Source organism: Pseudomonas sp. AK181 (assembly GCF_051122975.1).
Taxonomy (GTDB): Bacteria; Pseudomonadota; Gammaproteobacteria; order Pseudomonadales; family Pseudomonadaceae; genus Aquipseudomonas; species Aquipseudomonas lactis.
Genome location: NZ_CP146348.1, coordinates 2,330,493 through 2,356,235 on the forward strand (window position 1 = coordinate 2,330,493; position 25,743 = coordinate 2,356,235).

A 25,743-nucleotide genomic window follows, 5' to 3' on the forward strand; every position below is an offset into this window, starting at 1 on the left:
AGCAGCCCCGTATCTCGGCCAGGAAATTATTTAATGGCGTTTTTTAATGTTAAGGCAACATGGTTTAACCACGTTTGCCCATCACTCCATTCATTAGGGTAATAGTAATAACAGCCGATATCAGAGAGTAAAAAGTCTTGAAGATCTTGCTCTGTTTTTTTGGCTGAAACTAGTTTTTCTAGCTCTGATAGCACTATTGTTATCGTCTCCTCAGATGACTCCGAAATAAAAAAATCAATTACGTCGTTTGCGCTTTTGTGATCATCAACCCAATCTTGATTGAAGTATCCAGCAAAAAATTGCTGCAGCTCGGGGTAGTCTTTATTCATGGGTTTGGAAACCCTGTGTGAATTCGATATCCAGTATGCATTTTTTGGTCTCTGCGAATAATTAAGTAAATTTCTTTTCCGGGTACAGGTGTCGTAGTGTTCTTTTTGAAACTTGTGCCGATTGGCTCTGGGGATGGTTGAGTGATGACTATCTGCTGGTTGTTTCCTTCTAGGAAGTCTTTGATTTTGTCTTGATTGTTATCCAATACCTTTGAAATGGCGAGTTCAGCTGTTGCGCGATCATGAAAAGTAGAGGCTGCCGGGATATGTGGTTCCTGTCTCAAGCGGTCAAGCAATTGTTGATCAGTTCTACCGACATGCTTTTGCATAAGATGTCCTCCTGCCGCCTCATGTGCGGCTAAACCTCCTCCTGGAACGATTACGCTATGCGGCCCTTCAGGGCAGCTTGTTTTTTTACAGCTCAGTCCCAGCGGGTCTACCCAACCCGTTGGATTGGGCACATACCGGTACCCATTGATCCCACCCGCCAACCTCACCGGGTCAGGTGTCAGGTAGCGACCAATATCCGGATTGTAGTAGCGATGGCGGTTGTAGTGCAGTCCGCTTTCCGCATCGAAATACTGCCCTTGAAACCGCAGTGGGTTGTCGATTTTGCCCACGTCGAGCCGGGCGATCTGGCCGTAGGCGCGGTAGTGGGCGGACCAGACGATTTCGCCTTCGGTGTCGGTGAGTTCTTGCGGGGTGCCGAGGTGGTCGAGTTGGTAGTGGTAGGGCGTTGTGGCGTGTGGGCCGAAGCCTTCCAGCAGGGCCAGTGGGCGGAAGCTGTCGGGTTCGTAGAGGTAGCTGCGATGGCGTTCTGCATGGTGTTCGGCAATCAGCTTGTCGCCTTGCCAGAAAAATTCAGTGGTCTTGCCGTCCACGGTCTTGCTGATGCGCCGCCCAAACGGGTCATAGCGATAGCTTGCGGTTTCGCCGTTCGGCTTTGTGACGCTGATGAGCCGATGCTGGCAGTCGTAGCGGTATTCGGTGATGAGTTGCTGGCCTTTGCCGCGCCTCTCACGAATCAAGTTGCCGAAGGCGTCGTAGTCGTAGTGGCGATCGCCCTGGATCATCAGACGATTCGCCGCGACGATGTCCGGGCCGGGGCGATCTTGCATCAGCAGGTTGCCCGCCGGGTTGTGGCCGAAGCGTTCCTGCACGTCTTGGGAGTGGTCGGCGCGGGTCAGGCGGTTTAGCGGGTCGTAACGGTAAAGGTGTTCGCCTTTACGGGTGTCGAGCAGGCGGGTGAGGTTGCCGGCTTTGTCGTAGTCGTATTGGCGTTGGTAGAGGTGGTTTTGTTGTTGGGTCACCGCGTGGGCGTGTAGGCGGTGTTGGTCGTCGTAGTGGTAGTGGCTGAGCAGTTGGCCTTGCTGGCGCTGGTGTTCGCGGCCGCTGTTGAAGAGGTGCGAGGTGAGCACTTCACCGTTGAGTTCGACGGTGGCGAGGTGGCCGCCTTTGTCGTGGTTGAAGGTGAGGCGGTTGTTGTCTGGCAGGCACAGGTTTTTCAGCTGGCCGCAGGCGTCGTAGCCGTAGCGCAGGGTGCCCCAGCCTTGGTGTTCGGCGGTGAGGCGGTTTTGGCGGTCGTATTCGTAGGCCAATGCCCAGTGGCCGTCTTCGACGCTGAGGAGGTTGCCTTGGCGGTCGTAGGCATAGTCGACAACGCTGTCATCGGGTAGGATTTTTCGGACGAGGCGTCCGGCGTGGTCGCGCTCGTAACGGGTGATTAGCTGACTGTCATCGTCGCCGTATTCGGTTTTCTCCAGCAGGTTGCCGTTGAGGTCGTAGGCATACGCGGTGCGCTGGCCGTCGAAGCCGGTTTCCTGGCGGATCAGGCCGTTGGGGTGGTAGTCGAGTTGGTAGGTTTCGCCGGCTTCGTTTTCGATCTCGGTGAGCAGCAGCCGAGTGTTGTCGTAGCGGTAGTTGACTTGGGTGCCGTCGGCGTTGAAGCGACGGCTGATCAGGTGCAGGCCGTCTGCGTATTCGTAGCGGGTGACGTGGCCCAGTTCGTCGCGTTCGGCGATGATTTTGCCGTAGGGGTTGTAGCTGAGCTCTCGTGTTGCGCCGCCTGGCAAGACGAGGCGAATCAACCTACCGACGCTGTCCCATTCATAAACGGTCTGCGCGCCGTGTTCATCCTCACGAGCAATCTGTCGACCCAGATCGTCATAGCGATAACGCTTGATCCCACCATGGGGCAATTGCTCCTCAAGCAACTGCCCACGCTCGTTCCACACCAGCCGATGACAACTGCTGTCCGCGTACCAAACCCCAGTCAGTTGCCCCTGTTTGTTGTAGCTGTAGTCAGTCGAATGGCCATCGGGGTCAGTCTTGCGGATGACATCGCCCTGGTCATTACGCTCATACTTCCAGACCGCCTCCCCACGCCGGACAACCCGTACAAAACCGTTGTCATGCTCGTAGGACGTCGGCTCATCATCCCCCGGAAACAGCGCCACCAAACGTCCGGCATCGTCATACTGATAGGCCGTCACCGCGCCCATCGGGTCTTGCTCGACGGTCAGCCGCCCCTGGTCGTCGTAAGATTTAAAGTGCGTGGCGCCATCCGGATCAATCCTCTGCACCAGCCGCGCCCGCTGGTCATGGACATACACCTCCTGGCTACCATCGGCGTTATGCACGGTGACACGCCCGTCATCGCCCCAGGCATAACGCGTGTCCATCTGCGAAAAGCTTGCCCAATGCCGGACGCAACGCGCCGCCTTGCCAGCGCGTTCCCATTCCCAGAAGAAACTCGCCCCACCGGCCAGTTGCCGCTCAAGAATGACGTGCTGATCGTCGTACCGATAACGCTCGCTTTCACCGACAGCATTGGTCGCGCAAACCAGTCGTCCCTCTTCGTCATAGGCGTAGGAAACAAGGTTTTGCTCGGTCTCCCACACGTAGGGCTCACGCCCTTTGGCGCGATGCACCTGGTAGTCCACCGCGACAATGCGATCCAGCTCATAACGCAACAGCAACGAGCGACCGGCACCGCTATCCAGCCGCTCAATCCGCCCTGAACGATCACGGCAAAGGCGCAGGCGGTTGTCATACGCATCGCTGATGGTTGTCAGCACACCGTCGCGAAAGTGATAGAAGCGCGAGGCCTGGGCCAGCACCAACTCATCAGGAGCCGAACCTAAATAGATCGCTGCTTCGGCCAGGCTATTGGTGATCGCGGGCCGAGAGTCGGTGGGCAAGGGCAGGGTGGTCGAGCGGTTCTCATGGTCAGTCCACACCACCAAATCGCCCGACACCACCAGCCGATGGGCCAGCGCATGGCTCCAACCAAACCCCAACCCACAATCGACGTCCACCGCGCTGGTGCGATACAGCCGCGTCCACTCAAACGGCAAGATCCCATCCAGCGCGCCGTCGGTAAGGGTCAGCAATTCCTCGCCAGTGACCATCGACACCGGGCAACCGTGAGTGACGGTTTTATCCGCAGAAGCCGCCGCATCTCCTTTAGGATTTGACGCCACAGCCGGCACATCATCGACAGGTTCCTGACGAACCAACGTGGTGCGCTGGCTCTTGCCGCGCACCATCGGCACCGGGTTCGAAACCAGCGTGTCACCAGCCCTCAACGGTACAGCCGGCACCGTTTTAATCGGCGTCGCCGCATTGCTCAGCAACACCGGCTTGGCCGCCTCGACATGCGCCCCCAACCCCGGCCCCACCACTTGCTTGGCCAGCAATTCCAACAACGCCCGCGCCCGCCCGGATTTAACGTGACTGAGCACACGAGCCCCCAATCGCACCACCACACCCATCGCGCCCAATACGCGAATCAGCAGCAGATTGATCAGCACCTCACCGGTGATTTCACCCCACAGTTCCGCCATCTCCGTAGGCGGGAGCATGCGCATCCAACTGACCAACGCCGATAGATAGATAAACAGCAGCGGCTCATCACTGAGCACCAACAAGCCCTGGGCTATCGCATCACTGCCCAGGGTCAGCAGTTCATCGAGCTCAGTTTGCGAAAGGTATTTCAGTAGCTTTTCGCTATTGGGCTTAAGGTCCGCCAGCAGCGCAGACAGCTCGCCAATGTTGTCCCACAGGCTGTAAAGCGCCTTGCCCAACCCACTGGCAAAAGCCGCTTCCAGCAAGCGGCGCCGCTCAAGCGGACGGGCGTCTGTGTAGTTTTTCCACTGGGCCTGGAAGGTGTCGGTCCACTCTTTGCGCAGCTGGGTTTCCAGTGCAGCGATCACCGACTGGTAGGACGCATACAGCGCCTTGAGGTGATCCTGGGAAACGTTGGGATAGAAACTCACCCGGTATTGCTGGTTGCGATCACACTCGGTGACTTCGAGGATGCCACTGGGGCCGATGGTCTTATGGAGGGGGTCACCCAGCGGGCCGCCGCTTGGATCAACGCGTTGCACGATCACCGGGGTGTTGCCGATGGGTACGAACCTCGTGCTCTGGAACATATGCACCAGGGTCAAGGTACCCGTGGCCTGGCAGGTGGCGACGGTGCTGCTGGGAAACAGGGAGCGATTGACCGGGGCAACCAGCGCGACGTCATCCCCCACCTTGAACACCTGTTCGACGTCCAACGCGGAGAAGCTCCAAAAGCTTTTGGCCCACTCGTCAAAGGTGTTCAAGCAATCGCGAAAGTCACGGAAGACGCCCTCGACGTCGACCGTTTCCACGTTCATTGGCGTCAGCGCCAGCCTGCCAATGGCCGGGTTCAAGTGGCGGCCCCGTCAACCGCACGCGTCACGAAAAAAACCATCTGCACTCCCTCGCACTGTTTGATCAGGCGAGGGACTTTGCAGAGGTTTGCGAGGGCGAGGAGTAGAGCTTATCCGGCAGTGGTGTGGGATGTTTCAGTTACTGCCAGGCACGGGGTTCGGCATGCCGACGAACCCCGGTTAGACTTACCTGTCGATATCAGCACTGCCCGGCCTGTCGTTAATCAAGGAAGCCCCATGTATTCAACTCGTCTGCTGTTCTGCCTCATTCCTTTGCTGGTACTGGCCGGTTGCTCCACCTCCCGTGGCCCTCAGCAGCCCGAGCGCAGTGAAGCCGAGGTGAAGGCGCAGATCGTGCGCCTGCTGCCGGCGAAGGTCGTGGACCGCAACGGTTGGGCCCAGGACATCTATACCGCCTTCGACACCCAGAAAATCTACCCCAGCACCGAAAACATCTGTGCGGTACTGGCGGTGACCGAGCAAGAGTCCACCTATCAGGTCGACCCGCCGGTGCCGGGTATGGGCAAGATCGCTCAGGATGAAATCCTGCGCCGCGCCGGCAAGGTGCATGTGCCGGCATTCGTGGTGCGCAGCGCCTTGCAACTGCGCTCGCCCAACGGCAAAACCTACGCCGACCGTTTGAATGCCGCTCGTACGGAGAGGGATTTGAGCGGCATCTTCGACGACTTCATCAGCATGGTGCCCCTGGGCAATACGCTGTTTGGCGGGTTCAACCCGGTACACACCGCAGGCCCCATGCAGGTCAGTATCGACTTTGCGCAGAAACAGGCGCGGGGTTATCCCTACACGGTGGACGGTACGATTCGCCGCGAAGTATTCACCCGTCGCGGCGGTATGTACTTCGGCATCGCCCACTTGCTCGGCTACCCGGTGAGCTATGACCAGCCGCTGTACCGCTTTGCCGATTTCAATGCCGGTTGGTACGCCAGCCGCAATGCCGCGTTCCAGGCCGCGGTCAGCCGTGTGTCGGGTAAAGAGCTGGCGCTGGACGGGGATTTGATCCGCTATGGCTCATTGCTGCCCGGCACCACCGAGCTGGCGGTGCGTTCACTGGGGGCCAAGCTGGACATGCGCAACCCGAGCATCCGCAGCCAACTGGAGCAGGGCGAGCAGTTGGATTTCGAGGACACCACCTTGTACAAGCGCGTCTTCGCCTTGGCCGACCAGGCGGCCGGCAAGCCGCTGCCACGGGCGATCCTGCCGGGTATTGTGCTCAAGAGCCCGAAGATCACCCGCAACTTGACCACTGCCTGGTTTGCCAAGCGCGTGGATGAGCGCTACCAGCGCTGCCTGAAGCGCTGATCAACCGCGGCGCTTGACGAACCGGCGCCACAGGCCCACCCACAACCACACCACCGGGAACGCCAGGATCACGAAGGGCAGCACATAGCTGGCGCGTTCCAGGGCGTCGGCGGTGCCGTTCACCAGGTTGTCTCCCAGGTTGCTGAACATCCGGGTGAACCTTGACACCTGGTTGGCGCCGTCGGAGGAGCGGAAGTTCAAGGTCACGCGGTTGGTGTCGAGGCGGCGTTGCTGGCCGGCGGCGACCTGGGCCAGTTCCTGCAGCTCGTTTTCAATGCCAGCTTGCTCTTTGCTCAGGACAATCAGGTCGCTGACGGTGATGTCCTTGCGCTTGGCCAGTTCGTCGAGACGTTGCTGCTGGGCTTGCAGGCGGCCCTGGCGACGGCGCACATCCGCCACCGCATCGGCCAGGTCTTCGGCCGTGGTGATGCGCTGGCCGAGCTTACCGCCTTCGGCCGCCAGGGCGACCATCGGCTCCACACCCGTGGGCGCGATCCGCAGGATGATCTGGCCGCCCTGGCTGTCTTCGGTAATGCCCAGGATATTGCAGGCACCGAAGCGCGCCGTTTCAGACACCTCGCGAGTGGCCTGCATGTGCGGCGAAAGCAGGGCGCCGGGCAGGGCCAGGGTCAATTCATGTTCATAAGCCAGTTGCGCCCCGGCCTTGCCCTGTTCGCCATTGATGACGGTGGCGCGAGAGTGGTCCTTGGGGGAACAACCGGCCAAGGCCAGGCCGGCCAGCAAGATCAACAGCGGCGCACGAAGCGGGTGGGAGTTGCCGTCCAGGTGGCGCATGGTGTTTCCTTGAAATGTGCGGGAGAAATTGGGCGAGATTAAAGCGGGTCTGGCCCATTAACGCAAAGCATTGCCCGGGATTTGCCCGGCTGATGGTGGTGGCTGTCGCGTTGGGGCTGGCGTACACCTCAAGCCTCATACCAGGGAAGCAACCACCATGAACGCTCAGACTGTCCCCCAAGGCTTTGTCCCATTGCCGCGCAGCAGTCCTTTGCTGGAACTGCTCGGCCCGGCGTATTGCCGTGGCGAAGGTCTGCAACTGGAAGTCGGCCTGCGCGCCGATCATCGTCACGCCAACGGGCGCGGTACGGTGCACGGCGGGGTGCTGGCGACGCTGGCCGATATCGGCATGGGGTACGCCATGGCGTTTTCCAGTGAACCGCCGTTGCCGTTGATTACCGCCAGCATGACCGTGGATTACCTGGGCGCCGTGCAGGTAGGGGAGTGGATGGTGGTGCGTTTGGAAAGCCACAAGCGCGGACGGCAGATGGCGTTTGCCACGTTGAGTTTGCAGGTGGAGGAGCGGGTGGTGCTGCGGGCGAGTGCGGTGTTCGCGGTGCCGCAAGCTGACAGGCAATGAGATCAAATGTGGGAGCTGGCTTGCCTGCGAAGACGGCCTGATAGTCAATATAGTTGGACCGTGTACATATCCATTCCTGCGGTAACGGCCACTTAGGGTTCCGCCCTGACGGCGGCTCACTTTTGAAAAAAGCGCAAAAGTAAGCAAAACGCTCTTGCCCCACCACTCGGCACCTCGCTTAGGCTCGGTGTGCCCGAACACAGGCTTGAATCCGTGGGCCGCCGCCACGCGCCATCCATGGCGCGGGGCGGCTAACCCGGCGTCCTGCCGGGTTACCCACGAATTCAAGCCTGCGTTCGGCCAGCGTGGTTTAACGGGGCGCCTAAGATCAAGAGCAGATCAAGATCAAGAGCGACTCGCTTCGCATCGTGGTTACCGGTGGCTGCGGCGAACTGCACAGTTGTATAGATACCTATGGCCATCGCAGGCAAGCCAGCTCCCACGTTTTGACCGAGTTGTTTCAGGGGGGGCGAGAAAAAGAAAAGGCCTGGCTTTTCGTGGAGCCGGGCCTTTTCTGTGTTGCTCGTTATGTCTCCCCCTGTAGGAGCGAGCTTGCTCGCGAAGCACTCACAGGCAACACGTTCCACCGGGAGCGCTGCGTTATCGCTGACGTTTTTCGCGAGCAAGCTCGCTCCTACAGGTCAGTTGCGTTCGAGTGCCAGGGCTACGCCTTGGCCGCCGCCGATGCACAGCGTTGCCAAGCCTTTCTTGGCGTCGCGCTTGATCATTTCATGCAGCAGGGTCACCAGTACACGGCAGCCTGAAGCACCGATGGGGTGGCCGATGGCGATGGCGCCGCCGTTGACGTTGACCTTCTGCGCGTCCCACTCCAGCTCTTTGCCCACTGCCAGGGATTGCGCGGCGAAGGCTTCGTTGGCTTCGATCAGGTCCAGGTCAGCCAACTGCCAGCCGGCCTTGTCCAGGCAGCGGCGGGTGGCCGAGACCGGGCCGATGCCCATGATGGCCGGATCGACGCCCGCGTTGGCGTAGCTGGCGATACGCGCCAGTATGGGCAGGCCGAGGGCCTTGGCTTTGTCAGCGCTCATCAGCAGCACCGCGGCGGCGCCGTCGTTGAGGCTGGAGGCGTTGCCGGCGGTGACGCTGCCGTCTTTCTTGAACGCAGGCTTGAGCTTGGCCAGGGATTCGGCGGTGGTGCCGGCGCGGGGTTGTTCGTCCACCGCGAAGGCTACCGGGTCGCCCTTGCGCTGGGGAATCAGGATCGGTGTGATCTCATCGGCAAAGCGCCCGGCTTCGATAGCAGCAGCGGCTTTTTGCTGGGAGGCGGCGGCAAAGGCGTCCTGGGCTTCGCGGCTGATGCCGTATTTGTCCACCAGGTTCTCGGCGGTGATGCCCATGTGGTAATCGTTGAACGCATCCCACAGGCCGTCGGTGATCATGCTGTCGATCATCTTCGCATGGCCCATGCGCAAACCGGTGCGCGCAGCAGGCAATACATACGGGGCCAGGCTCATGTTCTCCATGCCACCGGCAATGATCACCTCGGCGTCGCCGCAACGAATGGCCTGGGCGCCCAGGTGCAAAGCCTTGAGGCCCGAACCGCAGACCTTGTTCAGGGTCAGGCTCGGCACGGCGTGGGGCAGGCCGGCAAGGATCGAAGCCTGGCGCGCCGGGTTCTGGCCGCTGCCTGCGGTGAGTACCTGGCCGAGGATCACTTCATCCACTTGCGCCGGGTCCAGGCCGGTCTGCTCCAGCAGGCGACGAATCACGGCAGCGCCCAGCTCCGGGGCCGGAATGTTCGCCAGCGAACCTTGGAAGCTGCCCACGGCGGTGCGGGTGGCAGCAACAATCACGACGTCTTGCATGGAATCTGTCCTCACTGGAAGTGCATTTCTGGAACGTGGTCCGGGACGATCAGTTTACCGGCGGTCTTGCTCACAATCTCTTCAACGCTGACGCCAGGTGCGCGTTCCTTGAGGACAAAAGCGCCATTTTCGATTTCCAGGTACGCCAGGTCCGTGAGCACACGCTTGATGCAGTGGGCACCGGTCAGCGGCAGGCTGCACTGGCTGAGCAACTTGGACTCACCGTCCTTGGACGCGTGGGTCATGATCACGATGATGTTTTCTGCGCCAGCCACCAGGTCCATGGCACCGCCCATGCCCTTGACCAGCTTGCCGGGGATCATCCAAGAGGCGATGTTGCCCTGTACGTCCACTTCGAATGCGCCCAGTACAGTGAGGTCGACATGCCCACCGCGAATCATCGCGAACGACTCGGCGGAGGAGAAGATCGAGGCGCCGATGCGTGCGGTGACGGTTTGCTTGCCGGCGTTGATCATGTCGGCATCGATGGTGTCTTCGGTCGGGAACGGGCCCATGCCAAGCAGGCCGTTTTCCGATTGCAGCATCACTTCCATGCCGTCGGGGATGTAGTTGGCCACCAGGGTCGGAATGCCGATACCGAGGTTCACGTAGTAACCGTCCTGCATTTCGCGGGCAACGCGTTGAGCCATTTGTTCGCGGGTAAGCGCCATGATTGTTTCCTCTTATTGTTCTGGCCGGGGATTATTTGCGGACGGTGCGCTGTTCAATGCGCTTTTCGAAGGTGCCGCAGATGATCCGGTCGACGTAGATGCCAGGGGTGTGGATCTGCGCCGGGTCCAGCTCGCCCGGTTCGACGATTTCCTCGACTTCGACCACGGTGATCTTGCCGGCGGTGGCGGCCAGCGGGTTGAAGTTCTGGGCGGTGTGACGGTAGATGACGTTACCGAAGTGGTCGGCTTTCCAGCCTTTGACGATGGCAAAGTCGCCGGTGATGGACTCTTCCATCAGATACGGGCGACCGTTGAATTCGCGGGTTTCCTTGCCTTCGGCCACCGGGGTGCCGACACCGGTGGCGGTGAAGAAGGCCGGAATGCCGGCGCCGCCTGCGCGCATTTTTTCTGCCAGGGTGCCTTGAGGGGTAAGCACCACCTCAATCTCGCCGCTGAGCAGCTGTTTCTCGAACAGGGCGTTTTCACCCACGTAGGAAGCGATCACTTTGCTGATCTGCTTCTGTTCCAGCAGCACGCCCAGGCCAAAGCCATCGACGCCACAGTTGTTGGAGACCACCGTCAGGTCGCGGGTGCCTTTGCGCTTGATTTCGCCAATGAGGTTTTCCGGAATGCCACACAGGCCAAAACCACCGGAGAGCACGGTCATGCCGTCTTCCAGGCCTGCCAGTGCTTCTTCATAGGACGCCACGCGTTTATCGAAACCTGCCATATGCACCTCTTTTATTGTTTGTGGTCCAGCCAGTGAGTTGAGTGTTGCGCCAGTGGATTGATTTGTTAAGTTGTTTTTTAAGGTTGATTGATTTAGAAAACAGCATAGTCCAGTCATCATCCGGAGCAGCTCATGACCGTCAAACAGATGCGTGCCTTTCTCGCCGTCGCGCAAAGCCTGAGTTTTGCCGCGGCCTGCGAGCGCTTGCACCTTTCCCAGTCGGCGTTGAGCTTGACCATCAAGGGCCTGGAAGAAGGTTTGGGCGGGCGCCTGTTCAGCCGCAATACCCGTAACGTCGCGCTGACCCCTGAAGGTGAATCCCTGTTGCCTCTGGCCCGCCGGTTGATTGCCGATTGGGACAACGCCGAAGACGAACTGCGCCAGCGTTTTACCCTGCAACGCGGCCGCGTCACGGTGGCGGCCATGCCGTCGTTCGCGGGGAACCTGTTGCCGCCGATCCTGAAGATATTCCGCGCTCGTTACCCTCAGGTGAACGTGACGGTGCATGACCTGATCAATGAGCAAGTGCTGGAGATGGTGCGCGACCGACAGGTGGAGCTGGGGGTGGCGTTCGAGCCATCAGATGGCTCGTCATTGGCGTTCACGCCGCTGTACCTGGACCGCTTTATCGCCGTGGTCCCGGGAGATTCAGCCTTGGCACAGCGCGCTGAAATCGACTGGAAAGCTCTATTGGAACAGCCGTTCATCACCCTGCAACGGCCTTCCACCGTGCGAGTAATGCTGGAAGAACACCTGGGTGCCTTGCAGATGAAATTGCCCGTGGCCTTGGAAAGCCATCAACTGGCGACGGTGGGCAAGATGGTTGCCAGCGGTTTGGGGGTTAGCGCGGTGCCGGCGTTATGCGCCAGGCAGATGGAAGAGGCCGGAGCCCATTGCATTACCTTGACCGGCCCGGTGATCGAGCGGCCGATTGGGGTGCTGACCAAGCCGGGGCATGAACTGTCGGCGGCGGCGCAAGTGTTGTTTGATATCTTTCGGGATGAAGCGGGGAAGGGCAGGTTTCCAAGTTTCTAAACCGGTAAATACAAATGTGGGCGCTGGCAAGCCAGCGCCCACATTAATTGAGTAGTACTTAGTAGTAACGGTCGATCACTTTAACTTGCGAGCTGTCTTTGAAAGACGCCCAGGCATTATTAAGTGTGTCGAACACCTGTTCGATAAAGTTGCGGTCGGCCGCGGCTTTCTTGCCGACATAACCCTGGCCGCGGCGGTACATCTTCAGGCGCGCCGCCAGCTCACGGTTATTGCGGTCAAACTCGGCTTCTTCGGTATGGGGCGCCAGGCAGTCAATTTGCACTTCGCCCGATTTGCCAATCCACAGGATATGGTCGTCGAGTGTGTCTTTCTGCGCTGCGAACATCTCAGCCAATTCATCGATAGTTGGTTGGTTGTTCAGATTCATGTGTAAGCCCCTTGACCAGTTGGCGATCTATCAGTTGGTTCGTTAATACCAGTTAAGTTGTCTCCGGTTACTAAAACCGGGCGTCAGCGACGGGCTGCCGAATACGGGCAGGGTCTTGAAGCTGATGCATGTAGTCTTGCTGATGGACTGCTACGCAATGCTCTGATTGCGAAGACAAGCCGCGTTTGAGCGTCTTGTACCTGTCCCATTCGGGGCCGGTCAGCTTCATCAATCTGCCTTGTGGGCAGTGCACATCCAGAAAAACAGCTCGGCGGTCAGACGAGCCTGTTCAAAACGCTTGTTACCAACGCTCTCGATCCGAGAGACGTCTAGATCATGCAAGGACAAAAAGGTTACGTCAACGGTTATGTAGTGATTATTTTTGATCACTACATAAATTGCCGTGGGGACGGGGGAATGCGGGAAAACGTGACTTGGGCGTCATTTTTTGGAAGTAATGGTCGAGCGCCTCAACCCCTGTAGGAGCGAGCTTGCTCGCGAAAAACTCGGGCTCGCCGTGGGGGGGGCGGTGTCAGGTTGCCCCGGCTATCGTTGACGATTTTCGCGAGCAAGCTCGCTCCTACAGGGAGAGCTGGTCGACCAGTAATGGCAGTAGTCGCTCGCAGGACGCCTGGATTTTCACTTGCAATAGCTCATCCCCCCGAGTCTTGCCCAGGTTGATAGCAATCACCGGCTTACCCTGTTCAACCATCGCCTTGCACAGGCGAAACGCCGAATAGGCCATCAGCGACGATCCCACCACCAACAGTCCCTCGGCATGCTCTACCGCCGTCATTGCCTTGAGCGCCGTCGCCGGTGCGACGTTCTCGCCAAAGAACACCACATCCGGTTTCAGCCGTTCGCCATTGCAGTGCGGGCAGCGGGGCACCTGGAAGCGCTGTTCGAACGCTGGATCGAGCAAGGTGTCGCCATCCGGCGCTTGGACGGCATGAACCTGTGCCATGTGCGGGTTATCGACTTCCATCTGCCGCTGGATCACGTCGCGCTCGCTGCGCAGTTGGCAATCCAGGCACAGCACGCGATGCAAGCTGCCGTGCAACTCGATCACACCCTGGCTACCGGCCTGGTCGTGCAGGGTGTCGACGTTCTGCGTAATCAGCCCGCTGATATGGCCACGGTGTTGCAGCGTCGCGAGCGCAAGGTGGGCCTTGTTCGGCTGGGCAATGCGCACCCGTGGCCACCCCAGCATCGCCCGCGCCCAGTAGCGGCGCCGTGCCTCGGGGGTGGCGAGGAATTCCTGGTACATCATCGGTGGCTTGCCCCGGCGTACACCTTCACCGTCCCGGTAATCCGGGATACCCGAAGATGTACTGATCCCTGCGCCGGTCAGCACCAGAAAGCGCCGGCCGGTCATGGCCCGGTGCAGGGTGTCGAGGTGGTCTGCCTGATGGTCCAGCGTGTCGAGCATGGGTTCCCCCTATTCGCCGCGGATGTACTGTTCCAGTTGCTGGATCAAGGCCGCTTGTTCGGCAATCGCTTCCTTGACCAAGTCACCGATAGACAGCAGGCCCAGCAGTTTGCCGCCTTCGACCACGGGCAGGTGGCGCAGGTGACTGTCGGTCATGATGTTCATGCATTCCTCGACACTCTTGTGAGTATCCACCGTGATCACCGGCGAGCTCATCACCTCATGGACCTTGGTGGTGACCGACGAGAGGCCCTTGAGCATGATTTTGCGTGCGTAATCCCGTTCACTGATGATGCCGACCACCACGCCATCCTTGACCACAGGCAAGGCACCGACGTTTTTCTCGGACATCCGCACCAGCGCTTCAAACACGGTGTGGTCCCATTTGATGGTGTGGACGTCCTGGTTTTTCTGGTCCTTGGCTTTGAGCAGTTGTGCAACGGTCTTCATGGCGGCCACTCCGGTGTTGTTGTTGGTAGTCCAGATCCCCTACAGAATCCTAGACCGAACTCGCCGGAGCAAGGGCCAATGCGGCGTTAAACCTGTCGAAAAACGTCATGTACCGGTTTTTTTCGGTATTTATCCCGCATTTGCCGGCTTTTTCCCGCGTTTGGGGCTGGCCGCAGCCTTACGCGGGGCTGCCTTGCGTTTCTTTTTCCACGGCGTTGCACCTCGGCCTGCGGGGCTGGCGGGGCCAGTGATGGTCATGCGCATGCCGTTGCAGCGCGCCACCTGTTTGCTCATCCACGCCGCTTGCTTGGCGACGAATTCCTCCAGGCTCATTTCGCCGCTTTGCACCATGTCCAACGCCTGTTCCCAGATGGCGGTGGTGCCAGGGTCGGCGATAGCGCGGGGCACGGCGTCAATCAGGCTGAACGCGGCCGGGGTTGCCGACAGGGCCTTGCCGTTTTTCACCAGATAACCGCGATCCAGCAAGCCCTGGATGATCCCAGCGCGGGTGGCCTCGGTGCCGATGCCCGTGGTGTCCTTGAGTTTTTGCTTGAGTAACGGGTCCTCCACCAGCTTGGCGACGTTTTTCATTGCCTTGATCAGGTCGCCTTCGGTAAAGGGCTTGGGGGGCTGGGTCCAGAGGTCCTTGAGGTTGACCTTGGCCACGGCGTAGTCGTGGCCCTGCACCAGCGTCGGCAACGCTTGGGGCGCGGGGGCTTCGCGACCTTTGGCGGGGGCCAGCGCTTCGGGCAAAGCGCGTTTCCAGCCCGGTTCGATGACCACTTTGCCCACCGCGCGCAACGTCTGGCCGGCACAGTCGAAATCGGCCTGGGTGCGGTCGTATTCATGGTTGGGCAGGAACTGCGCCAGGTAGCGCGCACGAATCAGCGTATAGACCGCACGGTGCTTGCCGGTCAGTTGGCTGATGTCCTTGCCGGCCCCGGTGGGGATGATGCCGTGGTGGGCGCTGACCTTGGCGTCGTTCCAGGCTCGTGAGCGGCGCTGTGGGTCGATGTGCGGCATCAGCTCGTTGACCGCCGTGTCCGCACGGCCCAGGGCCGCCAGAATCTTCGACGCTTCACTGTGCTGGCTAAGCGGCAGGTAACCGCAATCGCTGCGCGGGTAGGTGATGGCCTTGTGGGTTTCGTAGAGGGATTGGGCGATATCCAGGGTTTCCTGGGCGCCCAGGCCGAGCTTCTTTGAGCAGATCTCCTGCAAGGTGCCAAGGTCGAAGGGCAGGGGCGCCACCTCGCGCATGCGTTCGGTACGCAGCGTCACCAGCCGCGCCGTGGCGGCGTTGAGCATGGCGTCGGCGGCGTCGCGCGCCAGTTGCGGGTTGAGGCAACGGCCCTGGTCGTCACAGGCATCCTCAGGGGCGCGCCATTGGGCGGTGAAGGTCATGTGCTCGTGGCGCAGGTCGACATCGATGGCCCAATAGGCCACCGGCACGAAATCGGCGATGCTGCGATCACGGTCCACCACCAGGCGCAGGGTCGGGGTTTGCACCCGGCCAACCGGCAGCACGCCCTGGTAACCGGATTGGCGCCCCAGCAGGGTAAACAGGCGGCTCATGTTCATGCCGATCAGCCAGTCGGCACGTGAGCGCCCCAGGGCCGAGTGATAAAGGCTGAAGGTTTCTGCACCGGGTTTGAGCGCTGCCAGGGCCTTGCGAATGGAAGCGTCGTCGAGCGCCGACAGCCACAGCCGCTGGATCGGCCCGCGGTAGCGGCAATGCTCCACCAGTTCCCGGGCGATCATCTCGCCTTCACGGTCGGCGTCGGTGGCGATTACCAGTTCCTGGGCTTCCCCCAGCAAGCGTTTGACGGCCTTGTATTGGCTGGCGGTCTTGGGCTTGACCAGCATTTTCCATTTTTCCGGAACGATCGGCAGGTCGGCCAGCACCCAGCGTTTGTACTTGGCGTCGTAAGCGTCGGGCGGAGCGGTTTCCAACAAGTGGCCGATGCACCAGGTGACCGTGACGCCATGACCCAGCCAGCACCCATCGCCACGGCGGCTGGCGCCGAGCACGGCCGCGATATCCTTGGCCTGGGAGGGTTTTTCACAGAGGTACAGCCGCATGGTCATCACATCAGATCAGGTTGATGCCTTGCAGGATGCTTATTTGAAGGGATTTGAGCAACCATTATCTGTATGGATGTACAGCAATTTGTGTGGGCACCACACACCGCTGTAGGAGCGAGCTTGCTCGCGAAGGTCGTTAACGATGACGCGGGGCGCCTGGTGCCCCGCGTTGCTCTCAGGTTCTTCGCGAGCAAGCTCGCTCCTACAGGGCAGAGGTATCAGTTGTTTTCGATATCCACATGCCGGGTTTCTTTAAGGCAGAACAGCCCGACGATCAGGCTCACGCCCGTCACCACCACCGGGTACCACAAGCCATAGAAGATATCGCCGGTGTACACCACCAAGGCAAACGACACCGTCGGCAGGAACCCGCCAAACCAGCCGTTACCGATGTGGTAGGGCAGGGACATCGAGGTGTAGCGGATGCGCGTTGGAAACAGCTCCACCATCAGCGCCGCCAACGGCCCGTAGCACATGGCGGCGATGAAGATCAGCACCACGATCAGCACCACCACCATCAGCTTGTTGACCTGGGCCACATCCGCCGATGACGGGTAACCGGCCAGAGCCACAGCGCCCCGCAGGGCCGCTTCGTCAAAACCGTCGATACGCACATCGCCCACGCTCACTTGCACCGGGCTGCCCGCAGGGGCGGCGGCGCTGCTGTAGGGCAGGCCCTGTTTGACCAGGAAGGTCTTGACCTTGTCGCACGGGCTGTCAAAACGGGCCTTGCCCACCGGATCGAACTGGAAGGTACAGGTGGCCGGGTCGGCCAGTACGGTGATCGGCGCCTGTTGGCTGGCCTGGTCCATTGCCGGGTTGGTGTAGTGCGCAAGGCCCTTGAAGATCGGAAAGTACAGCGCGGTCGCCAACAGCAGGCCGAGCATCAGCACCGGCTTGCGCCCGACCTTGTCCGACAGCCAGCCAAACAGGATAAAGAACGGCGCGCCGATCACCACGCTGATGATCAACAGCATATTGGCCAGGGCTGGGTCCATGCGCAGGAACTGGGTGAGAAAGAACAGCACATAAAACTGCGCCGCGTAGAAGGTCACCGCCTGCCCGCCGTTGATGCTGAACAGCGCGATCAGCACCACCTTGAGGTTTTCCCATTTGCCGAACGACTCGCGAATCGGCGCCTTGCAGGCCTTGCCTTCCTCTTTCATTTTCAAGAAGGCAGGCGACTCGTGCAGGCTCATGCGGATCCAGGTCGAGATGCCCAGCAGCACGATGGAAAACAGGAACGGAATGCGCCAGCCCCACACTTCGAACTGATCGCCCGTGAAGTAACGGCAGGCCAGCACCACCAGCAGCGACAGCAGCAGGCCGAGGGTGGCGGTGGATTGAATCCAGCTGGTATGCAGCCCGCGTTTGCCCGGTGGCGCATGCTCGGCCACGTAGGTGGCGGCGCCACCGTATTCGCCGCCCAGCGCCAGGCCTTGCAGCATGCGCAGCACGATGAGGATGATCGGTGCGGCAATGCCGATACTGGCGTAGGTCGGCAGCAACCCGACGCAGAAGGTGGCCACGCCCATCAGGATGATGGTCACGAGGAAGGTGTACTTGCGCCCGATCATATCGCCCAGGCGGCCGAACACCAGCGCACCGAATGGCCGCACCACAAAGCCTGCGGCGAAGGCCATCAAGGCAAAGATAAACGCCGTGGTGTCGTTGACCCCGGCAAAGAATTGTTTGCTGATCACCGCCGCCAGGGCGCCGTAGAGGAAAAAGTCATACCACTCGAACACCGTCCCCAGGGAGGAGGCGAAGATGACCTTTCTTGATTCGTTGGCGGTACTTGCACTGGCCGCCGAGCCCAGGGGTTGAGCATGTTCTGACATCGGGTGTCCCTCACAGTGATTATTTATTGTTTTTCCACTGTCGGCGCCAACCTCAGCGCCGCTATTTTTTCAGCGTCAACGATTACGCGGGGTGTCCTGTAGTGCGCGGTGTTGGTGGGTTTTTCGCGAGCAAGCTCGCTCCTACAGTGTTTGGGGACAGGATGAGCTGCGCGGCTTTCTCCGCGATCATCAGCGTGGGTGAGCAGGTATTGCCGGAGGTGATGCGCGGCATGATCGACGCATCGGCAATGCGCAGGCCGGGAATGCCGTGTACGCGCAGTTGGCTGTCGACCACGGCGTCCTTGTCATCGCCCATGCGGCAGGTGCCTACCGGATGGAAAATCGTGGTGCCGATCCGCGCAGCGGCCTCGTGCAGTTGTTCTTCAGTTTGCAGGGCTTGGCCGGGCAGGTATTCCACCGGTTTGAACTGGCTCAGGGCCGGAGCGGCGACGATGCGCCGCGTCAGGCGAATGGCGTCGGCGGCGATGCGCAAGTCTTCGGGGTGGCTGAGGTAATTGGGTTGTATCAGCGGCGCATCCGCCGGGTTGGCCGAACGAATATCCACCCGGCCGCGACTTTGCGGGCGCAGGTCGCAGACCGACGCGGTAAATGCCGGGAAGCCGTGCAACGGTTCGCCAAAGCGCTCCAGGGACAGTGGCTGCACGTGGTATTGCAGGTTGGCCGAGGCTTGCTCCGGGCCGGAGCGGGCAAATGCGCCGAGCTGGCTGGGCGCCATCGACAGCGGGCCGCTGCGGTCGTACAGGTAGCGCAGGCCCATGCCCATCTTGCCCCACAGCGTGCCGGCGATCTGGTTCAGGGTGCGGGCATTTTCCAGCTTGTAGATCAGGCGCAGTTGCAGGTGATCTTGCAGGTTGCCGCCAACGCCTGGCAGCTCGTGCACCACGTCGATACCCAGGGGCTTGAGCACCTGGGAAGGGCCTATCCCTGAGCGTTGCAGAATGCCCGGCGAACCCACCGAGCCGGCGCACAGTACGATCTCTTTGCGCGCCTTCCAGCTCAGTGACTGGCCGTGTTGGCGCCCCAGTACCTGCGAGGCACGACCATTTTCCAGCAGCACACGCTCAACCTCTACCTCCGTTAGCACGGTGAGGTTGGGGCGCTGGCGGATCGGCTTGAGAAACGCCTTGGCTGCATTCCAGCGCACACCGGCTTTCTGGTTGACCTGGAAGTAACCGCAACCCTCGTTATCGCCCTGGTTGAAATCATTGATATTGGCGATGCCGCTTTGAGCCGCCGCCTCACGAAACGCATCGAGGATCGGCCACGACAGGCGCTGTTGCTCGACGCGCCACTCGCCGCCCTCGTTGTGGAATTCAGAGCCGCCGGCAAAATGGTTTTCGCTCTGTTTGAACAGCGGCAATACGTCTTTCCAGGCCCAGCCCGCGTTGCCTGCTGCCGCCCAGCCATCGTAGTCCTGGGCCTGGCCGCGCATATAGATCATGCCGTTGATGGACGAGCAGCCGCCCAGCACTTTGCCCCGAGGGTAACTTAAGGCGCGCCCTTGCAAGCCGGCTTGGGATTCGGTCTTGAAGCACCAGTCGGTACGTGGGTTACCGATGCAGAACAGGTAGCCGACGGGGATATGGATCCAGGGGTAGTTGTCGCGACCGCCGGCTTCCAGCAGCAGGACACGGTGAGCCGGGTTGGCGGACAGACGATTGGCCAGCAGGCATCCGGCAGGGCCGGCGCCGACGACGATGTAATCGTATTCAGCAGTTGCATTGGGCATCTGGGGTCTCGCTTGTTTTTCTTATTGGCCCCATCCTAGTTGTTAGTTTTCGTCTTAAAAATGTTAGTTTTTACCCACCCGCTGTGCGTTTTTAAACAACGGCGGCTGGCCCGGGCACTGGAGGCGATATGTTCGACTGGAATGACCTGCGGTTTTTTCTCGAGTTGCAGCGCAGTGGCCGCCTGCTCACCGCCGCCCAACGCCTGAAAACCACGCATGCCACCGTGGCCCGGCATATCGACGCCATCGAGAAAAGCCTCGGCACGGCGTTGTTCGTGCAACATGCCCAGGGCTATGAATTGACGCCTGCCGGCGAAGCGCTGCTCAAACATGCGGAGGCCATGGAGAACGTGGCGCTGCTGGCCGAAGACGAGCTCACCCATTCTGCTGCGCCCCTGGGCAAGATTCGCCTCGGCGTGGCCGAAGGGCTGGGGGTGATGTTTTTGGCCGCACGCATGGGAGGACTGTTTGAACGCTATCCAGGATTGGAAGTGGAGCTGGTCGCGGTGCCGCGTTTTGTCAGCATCCTCAATCGCGAAGCGGAGATCAGCATTCACCTGGAGCGCCCCAGCGCCGATCAACTGGTGACACGCAAACTCACCGATTATCGCCTGGCGCTGTACGCCAGCCGTGGCTATCTGGCGCGTAACCCGCCTATCGAGAAGCGTGAAGACCTTGCTGCCCATGCCTGGATCGATTATGTCGATGACCTGCTGTTCAGCCAGGAACTGAAGTTCCTCAACAGCTTCTGCCGTAACCCCAAGGTGGTGTTCCACAGCACCAGTGTGATTGCGCAACACCAGGCGGCGCGTTCGGGGTTGGGCATTGCGGTGTTGCCGTGTTTTATGGCGGCTGGGGATGGGGAGTTGGTGCCGTTGCTGCCGGCGGAGGGCATTCAGCGCAGCTATTGGATCAGCTCGCGCCGGGAGCTGCACAAGTCGGTGCGGTTGCGGGTGTTGTGGGATTATGTGGTGGAGTTGTGCGCGCGGGAGCAGGGCTTGTTGCTCGGTGAACCCCATTGACACACACACGCGGATTAAAATGTGGGAGCTGGCTTGCCTGCGATGGCGGCCTACTAGCCGACACTTCTCTACCTGACACCCCACAATCCAACTGCGGGCTTGCTCGCGAAGGCGGCCTGACAGTCAATACAGTTGGATTGTATACATATCCATTGCTGCGGTAACGGCCACTTAGGGTTCCGCCCTGACGGCGGGTCACTTTGGAAAAGCCCCAAAGTAACCAAAGGGCTCTTGCCCCACCCCTCGGCACCTCGCCTAGGCTCGGTGTGCCCGTAATCCGCCAGTGATTTGGGGGCCGCCCCCACGCGCCATCCATGGCGCGGGGCGGCTAAACCGGCATCCCTGCCGGTTTACCCCCCAAATCCCTGTCGAATTCCGGCCAGCGGGGTTTAACGGGGCGCTTCAGATCAAAAGCAGATCAAGATCAAGAGCCAGATCAAGAGCGGCTCGCTTCGCATTGTGGTTACCGTTGGCTGCGACAACCTCCAAGGTTGTGTAGATACCTATGCTGCGATGGCGGTGTATCAGCCACTCATGTGCAAGCTGACCCGCCGTCATCGCAGGCAAGCCAGCTCCCACATTTGGACTGTGTTGTGTCAGGGATGGTCTAGAGCTTCACCACCTGATGCACCTGCTCGGCACAGGCCCGAGCTTCTTCAATCATTTTGCCGAACGCATCGCTGGTGACTTCGGCATGGGTCAGCCAACGTTTTTTCTGGCTCAGGCGATAGTGATAGCGCAGTGAGCCGTCTTCCAGTTTTCCGTCCAGGTCGAGGTCGTACCACGGCGAGCGTACCTTGCAGCCGGGGATGGCTTTTTCCATCTTCCCGCCTGTCAGGGTGTAGGTGTAGTCATAGGTTTCGGGGTTGCCCAGGTAGAGGTCGGCCTGTTGCCCCTGGCGACGATAGTTGACGTAACCCTCCCAGCGGTCTTTCAAGGACGGGTCGGTGTAGACATAGTCATTGGCCAGTTTTTCCAGGGCGCGCTGATCGTTCATGCGGGCGGTGACGCTGTAGCCGTCATGTACCACAAAGCGGGTGGGTTCGCGGGTGATCTGGCAGTCGCTGATGTCGTTGCCGAAGTTGGCGCAGATGTTCTGGTCGGTGGCGGTGGTGCCTTGCTGGCGGTCGGCGACGCTCAGTTGCATCAGCGGCAGGCGGCTGAAAGTGATAGTCGCCTTGACCGCGCCATCTCCCTCTTTGCCGTATTGCACCTGTTTGTCCAGGCGTATCGAGACTTCGGGGCGCTCCAGTGGGATGTGTTCTTCACGCACTTGGCCCTGGGCGTCGTTGACCAACACCCAGCGGTCCTGAATATCGGGCATGGTCTGGCCTGGGGCAAAGACCGGGTTGGTCGGGTCAAGCCACCACACTTGGCCATTCACTTCGGCGCGCACGATGGCGTGGTTCGGCGCCTGGGTGCCGGGGATCAGCAAAGCATCGACCACGTCGCCACGGCTGACCCACGCGGTCTCAGCCTTGATGCCACTGGCTTTGAGCATGGCCGTCAGCAGCGTAGCCAGGTCCTTGCAGTCGCCGTAGCCGTGCTGCTCGATTTCCGCCAGGCTGAACGGCACGTAGCCGCGTTCGGTTGCGCGCCAGTCACCCAGGTAGCGGTAGTGATCATTGATGTGCTGCATCATTGCGGCCACTTGCTCAGCCGGCGCCAGGCTGCGTGCGGCGGCCACGGCGGCGGCGGCTTGCGCCGGCAGGTTGGCGCCCAGGATCTGGTTGTAACGCTGGGCAAAATCACCGAAGTACGCCTGGCGGTCCACGGCGCTGCCCACTTCAAGGCGTGGGACGCGCAGCAGTGCGGCGGCGGAGGATTCATTGATGTAGTTGAGGTAGATCGGCGCTTTAAGCGCCACGTCCAGGGTTTTGCCGTTGCTCGAAGGGGTCACGTTGAAGGCGTCGAACATTTCACTACGCCACTGGATCGGGCGTTCGGCGGTAAAGCGGGCCTTGAAACGATCGCGGCGGGCCGCGCCGGGGCCGAACTTGAGCACGTAATGGAACTGGCTCATCAGCGGTTTTGCCGGATAGTGGTGGCGTACGGTGTAGCGGATCTTTGTGCCCACGCGCAGGTTGGGGAAGGCCAGGGAGGTTTGCTTGTCGCGGCTGAAACCCTGGTCTGGGTTGGGCGCGCTGCGGGTATCGATTTGCGTGTCGGCGAGGGCGACCGGCTTGGAGCCAGGCTGGGTGGACTGGGCGCTGATCACTTCAAAGGTATCGCCTTCGGAGTAATCGAAATCGATGCGCGAGAGCATTTCGCGCCCGTTGGGTTTGAGGATCGTGTAGCGGTAGGTGGTGGTGCAGTCGGTGCTGGCGTCGCGGTTGAAGTGGCAGTGCAATTCGGTGTCGTTGGCCAGTGGGGCTTCGGCTAGGGGTTGCAGTGCAGCGCTGACAGAATGGGAAACCAGCCCCAGGCTGATAGCAATCAAAGGGCGGTGAAACGAAAAACGGTACATGGGCGCCTCGGGTGACACATTGAAACAGCTACCCGGCGGGTAGCGAGAAGGCGCCGGATGATAATGGATCTCAACGGCAAAGACCAGGATTGTTCGACAATTTTTAAGCCTGAAAGGCCCGTGCTAGAGCCTTCCGTTGATTTGGGTCAAGGTTTGTATACCGCTAGCGCGGCGCGTGTTTAGAGAAACCAGCGATATTCGCGCGCATGAATTTCTTGCTGGAAAGCCAAGTGATCCTGGCGTTTGTTCTCGCAATACACGTCGACAAATTCCGCGCCCAGCTTGTCGCGCAGTACCGGTTGCTGCTGCATGGCACGCACGGCGGCGAGCATTTCCACTGGGAAATCGGTGCCGCTGTTGCGGTCTTCGTTCAGTGGCGCGATGGGTTCGCGCTTGGCCTCAAGCCCGTGCTCCAGGCCCACCAGGATTGCCGCCAGCACCAGGTAAGGGTTGGCATCGGCGCTGGCCAGTCGGTGCTCGATCCGCAGGTTGCGCGGGTCGGACTCGGGGATGCGCACACAAGCATCGCGGTCTTCAAAGCCCCAGCTCGCCCGCGTCGCAGCGTTGACGGTGCCACCCAGGCGGCGGAAGGCGTTGTGGTTGGGCGAGAAGATCGGCATGCAGTGGGGCAGCAATTCCAGGCAACCGGCCACGGCGTGGCGCAATGGCTGCTGCTGATGGGCCGCGAGCAGGTTATTGCCCGCTGCGTCGTAGAGGCTGACATGCACATGCATGCCACTGCCGGGAAATTGCAGGTAGGGCTTGGCCATGAAGCTGGCGCGGTAACCCTGCTTGAGCGCCACACCACGGGTGCTGCGGCAGAACAGGGCGGCCCAGTCGGCGGCGCGCAGGCCGTCGTCGCAGTGGCCGAAGTTGATCTCGAACTGGCCGGGGCCGATTTCGGCGGTGATCACCGTGATGTCGATGCCTTGGTCTTTGGCGGTTTGCGCCATGTCGTCGAGCACGTCGCTGAAACGCGACAGCCGTTCGATATGCAGGTTGGGCTGGTCGTCGGCATCCCCGCTGAGCGGGTCGCGGGCAAATTGCGGCAGGCCCTTTTCCAGCTGTTTATCGAACAGGTAGAACTCCAGCTCAAACGCCACCACTGGGTGAATGCCCTGGTGCTGCAAGCGTTCCAGCACCTTGGCCAGGACTTCGCGGGGTTCGAATTCGATGGGTGCTTCGGTGCCGTCCGAGGTGATGAGCATTTGCCCCAATGGCTGCGACTCCCAGTTCACCGGTTTGAGCGTGCCCTGCACCAATCGGCGATTGGCGTCCGGGTCGCCATCGTTGAAGCAGTAGTCGCCAATCTTGAACAGCCCACCCTGAGCCCCCAGCAATACCGCGTTCTGCGGCAGCTTCAGCGGGCTGCCGGCTGCGACTTTCTCAAGCATCTCCACCGGGTAGCGCTTGCCGTAGAAATGCCCGGGAATATCCAGGGCGATCAGGTCGACATAGCGCACGTCGGGGTGGTTCTGGCGAAAGCTGCGTACTTCGGCCAGCAACGTGGAGGATTGGCTTTTCACGGGTGCAGCTCCTAGTTGTAAACCCACAGGACGCGGGCGGGCAGGTCGGTGAGGTTGGCATAACGGCAGTGGGCGAAACTGGCGAGGTGGAAACTGTCGCCGGGGCCGAGGGTGACCGGCTCGGCTTCGCTATCCACCCACAGGGTTAGCTCGCCTTCGAGCACAAACCCGGCCTGCTCGGCGCGGTCGCTCATGCTTTGCTCGCCGCTGTTGGCACCGGGGGCCAACAGGCTGTCGAGCATCGAAAACGCGCCGTTCATACTCGGCGACACCAGGATGTCGGTGATGCCATTGGCGTAATACACCGTGCGCCGCTCATTGGGGCGGGTGACCCAGTCCACTGCCTTGGGTTTGGGCAGGCTGTAGAAGTAGGTGGTGGGCACGTCGAGGGCTTGGCTGATGGCGGTTAAATCGGCCACGGTCGGGCGCGACAGGCCACGTTCGACCTGAGACAGAAACCCCACCGACCGCTCGATTTTTTGCGCAAGTTGGGCCAGGGTGAGTTTCTTGTGCTTGCGCAGGTCGTGGATCAGCGCCGCGAGTGTGGCGAGCTCTTCTTGTGGGGTCATGAAATTTATATCGAATAATTTCATGAAAAATTACACGATTATTTTCACGATCGCAAACGATATGCACAAACCCTTGTGGCCAGAGATTGCTCCCGCTGGGCCGCGAAGCGGCCCCAACCCATTCACCGCATGTTTCCGGTGGGGGCGCGTTCGGCTTTTTGGGGCTGCTGCGCAGCCCAGCGGGAGCAAGCTCCCTCGCCACGGGGAATTGGGAAATATGGGGAAACTGTATT

Annotated in this window: 19 protein-coding genes; 4 read left to right on the forward strand and 15 right to left on the reverse strand. The window is 60.5% G+C overall.

Going from position 1 to position 25,743, the window contains the following annotated elements; genetic code table 11:
- Nucleotides 1-26: 26 nt before the first annotated feature.
- Nucleotides 27-329, reverse strand: coding sequence for a contact-dependent growth inhibition system immunity protein (locus V8689_RS11185; RefSeq protein ID WP_056788376.1), 303 nt, complete (start codon nucleotides 327-329; stop codon nucleotides 27-29).
- Complete coding sequence (locus V8689_RS11190) at nucleotides 326-4,993, reverse strand: RNase A-like domain-containing protein (RefSeq protein WP_434520729.1); 4,668 nt, start codon at nucleotides 4,991-4,993, stop codon at nucleotides 326-328. Before V8689_RS11190 ends, V8689_RS11185 begins: the two co-directional genes overlap by 4 nt.
- A 273-nt stretch (nucleotides 4,994-5,266) precedes the next feature.
- Between V8689_RS11190 and V8689_RS11195 the strand changes: the two genes are divergently transcribed.
- Complete coding sequence (locus V8689_RS11195; protein WP_056787701.1) at nucleotides 5,267-6,352, forward strand: DUF1615 domain-containing protein; 1,086 nt, start codon at nucleotides 5,267-5,269, stop codon at nucleotides 6,350-6,352.
- Here the strand turns inward: V8689_RS11195 and V8689_RS11200 are convergent, their stop codons facing one another.
- Nucleotides 6,353-7,147 carry a DUF4349 domain-containing protein gene (locus V8689_RS11200; protein ID WP_434520714.1) on the reverse strand — a complete coding sequence of 265 codons (795 nt, stop codon included), beginning with the start codon at nucleotides 7,145-7,147 and terminating at the stop codon, nucleotides 6,353-6,355. It lies immediately after the preceding gene.
- A gap of 157 nt (nucleotides 7,148-7,304) precedes the next feature.
- On the opposite strand from V8689_RS11200, the gene V8689_RS11205 reads away from it, so the two are divergent.
- Nucleotides 7,305-7,727 carry a PaaI family thioesterase gene (locus tag V8689_RS11205; protein ID WP_014717969.1) on the forward strand — a complete coding sequence of 141 codons (423 nt, stop codon included), beginning with the start codon at nucleotides 7,305-7,307 and terminating at the stop codon, nucleotides 7,725-7,727.
- A 641-nt stretch (nucleotides 7,728-8,368) separates the two neighbouring features.
- Here V8689_RS11205 and V8689_RS11210 read toward each other — a convergent pair.
- The 3 genes from V8689_RS11210 to V8689_RS11220 are packed head-to-tail and all read right to left on the reverse strand — an operon-like array spanning nucleotide 8,369 to nucleotide 10,951.
- Nucleotides 8,369-9,550: an acetyl-CoA C-acetyltransferase gene (locus tag V8689_RS11210; protein WP_056787692.1), complete on the reverse strand. Its 1,182-nt coding sequence runs from the start codon at nucleotides 9,548-9,550 to the stop codon at nucleotides 8,369-8,371.
- An 11-nt stretch (nucleotides 9,551-9,561) separates the two neighbouring features.
- Nucleotides 9,562-10,221: a CoA transferase subunit B gene (locus V8689_RS11215; RefSeq protein WP_056787690.1), complete on the reverse strand. Its 660-nt coding sequence runs from the start codon at nucleotides 10,219-10,221 to the stop codon at nucleotides 9,562-9,564.
- Nucleotides 10,222-10,252: 31 nt separating this feature from the next.
- On the reverse strand, nucleotides 10,253-10,951 hold the full coding sequence (locus V8689_RS11220) for a CoA transferase subunit A (RefSeq protein ID WP_044273134.1): 699 nt from the start codon (nucleotides 10,949-10,951) through the stop codon (nucleotides 10,253-10,255).
- A gap of 132 nt (nucleotides 10,952-11,083) precedes the next feature.
- On the opposite strand from V8689_RS11220, the gene V8689_RS11225 reads away from it, so the two are divergent.
- Nucleotides 11,084-11,986, forward strand: coding sequence for a LysR family transcriptional regulator (locus V8689_RS11225; RefSeq protein WP_056787687.1), 903 nt, complete (start codon nucleotides 11,084-11,086; stop codon nucleotides 11,984-11,986).
- Between the two features lie 58 nt (nucleotides 11,987-12,044).
- Here V8689_RS11225 and V8689_RS11230 read toward each other — a convergent pair whose 3' ends face one another.
- The 6 genes from V8689_RS11230 to V8689_RS11255 form a co-directional block, all read right to left on the reverse strand.
- On the reverse strand, nucleotides 12,045-12,374 hold the full coding sequence (locus V8689_RS11230) for a hypothetical protein (RefSeq protein ID WP_003190335.1): 330 nt from the start codon (nucleotides 12,372-12,374) through the stop codon (nucleotides 12,045-12,047).
- A 580-nt stretch (nucleotides 12,375-12,954) separates the two neighbouring features.
- Nucleotides 12,955-13,803 (reverse strand): NAD-dependent protein deacetylase, encoded by an 849-nt coding sequence (locus V8689_RS11235; RefSeq protein WP_056787684.1) that lies wholly within the window; start codon nucleotides 13,801-13,803, stop codon nucleotides 12,955-12,957.
- A 9-nt stretch (nucleotides 13,804-13,812) separates the two neighbouring features.
- The gene (locus V8689_RS11240) at nucleotides 13,813-14,253 is read right to left on the reverse strand and encodes a CBS domain-containing protein (protein WP_032892454.1); all 441 of its coding nucleotides are present in this window, start codon (nucleotides 14,251-14,253) and stop codon (nucleotides 13,813-13,815) included.
- Nucleotides 14,254-14,382: 129 nt separating this feature from the next.
- On the reverse strand, nucleotides 14,383-16,332 hold the full coding sequence (locus V8689_RS11245; protein ID WP_060766072.1) for a DNA topoisomerase III: 1,950 nt from the start codon (nucleotides 16,330-16,332) through the stop codon (nucleotides 14,383-14,385).
- A gap of 221 nt (nucleotides 16,333-16,553) precedes the next feature.
- Nucleotides 16,554-18,176 (reverse strand): MFS transporter, encoded by a 1,623-nt coding sequence (locus V8689_RS11250; RefSeq protein WP_032892452.1) that lies wholly within the window; start codon nucleotides 18,174-18,176, stop codon nucleotides 16,554-16,556.
- 82 nt (nucleotides 18,177-18,258) lie between these two features.
- The gene (locus V8689_RS11255) at nucleotides 18,259-19,926 is read right to left on the reverse strand and encodes a GMC family oxidoreductase (protein ID WP_056787682.1); all 1,668 of its coding nucleotides are present in this window, start codon (nucleotides 19,924-19,926) and stop codon (nucleotides 18,259-18,261) included.
- Nucleotides 19,927-20,054: 128 nt separating this feature from the next.
- Here V8689_RS11255 and V8689_RS11260 point away from each other — a divergent pair, with 128 nt between their 5' ends.
- Nucleotides 20,055-20,948 carry a LysR family transcriptional regulator gene (locus tag V8689_RS11260; protein ID WP_056787680.1) on the forward strand — a complete coding sequence of 298 codons (894 nt, stop codon included), beginning with the start codon at nucleotides 20,055-20,057 and terminating at the stop codon, nucleotides 20,946-20,948.
- Between the two features lie 607 nt (nucleotides 20,949-21,555).
- Here the strand turns inward: V8689_RS11260 and V8689_RS11265 are convergent.
- The 3 genes from V8689_RS11265 to V8689_RS11275 all read right to left on the reverse strand — a co-directional run bounded on the left by V8689_RS11265 (nucleotide 21,556) and on the right by V8689_RS11275 (nucleotide 25,510).
- Nucleotides 21,556-23,415, reverse strand: a complete 1,860-nt coding sequence (locus V8689_RS11265; protein ID WP_056787675.1) for a DUF3857 domain-containing transglutaminase family protein — start codon at nucleotides 23,413-23,415, stop codon at nucleotides 21,556-21,558.
- A 179-nt stretch (nucleotides 23,416-23,594) separates the two neighbouring features.
- A complete protein-coding gene (locus V8689_RS11270; protein WP_056787672.1) occupies nucleotides 23,595-24,941 on the reverse strand; it encodes a glutamine synthetase family protein in 1,347 nt (448 codons plus the stop codon).
- 11 nt (nucleotides 24,942-24,952) lie between these two features.
- A complete protein-coding gene (locus tag V8689_RS11275; protein ID WP_056787669.1) occupies nucleotides 24,953-25,510 on the reverse strand; it encodes a helix-turn-helix domain-containing protein in 558 nt (185 codons plus the stop codon).
- Between the last annotated feature and the right edge of the window lie 233 nt (nucleotides 25,511-25,743).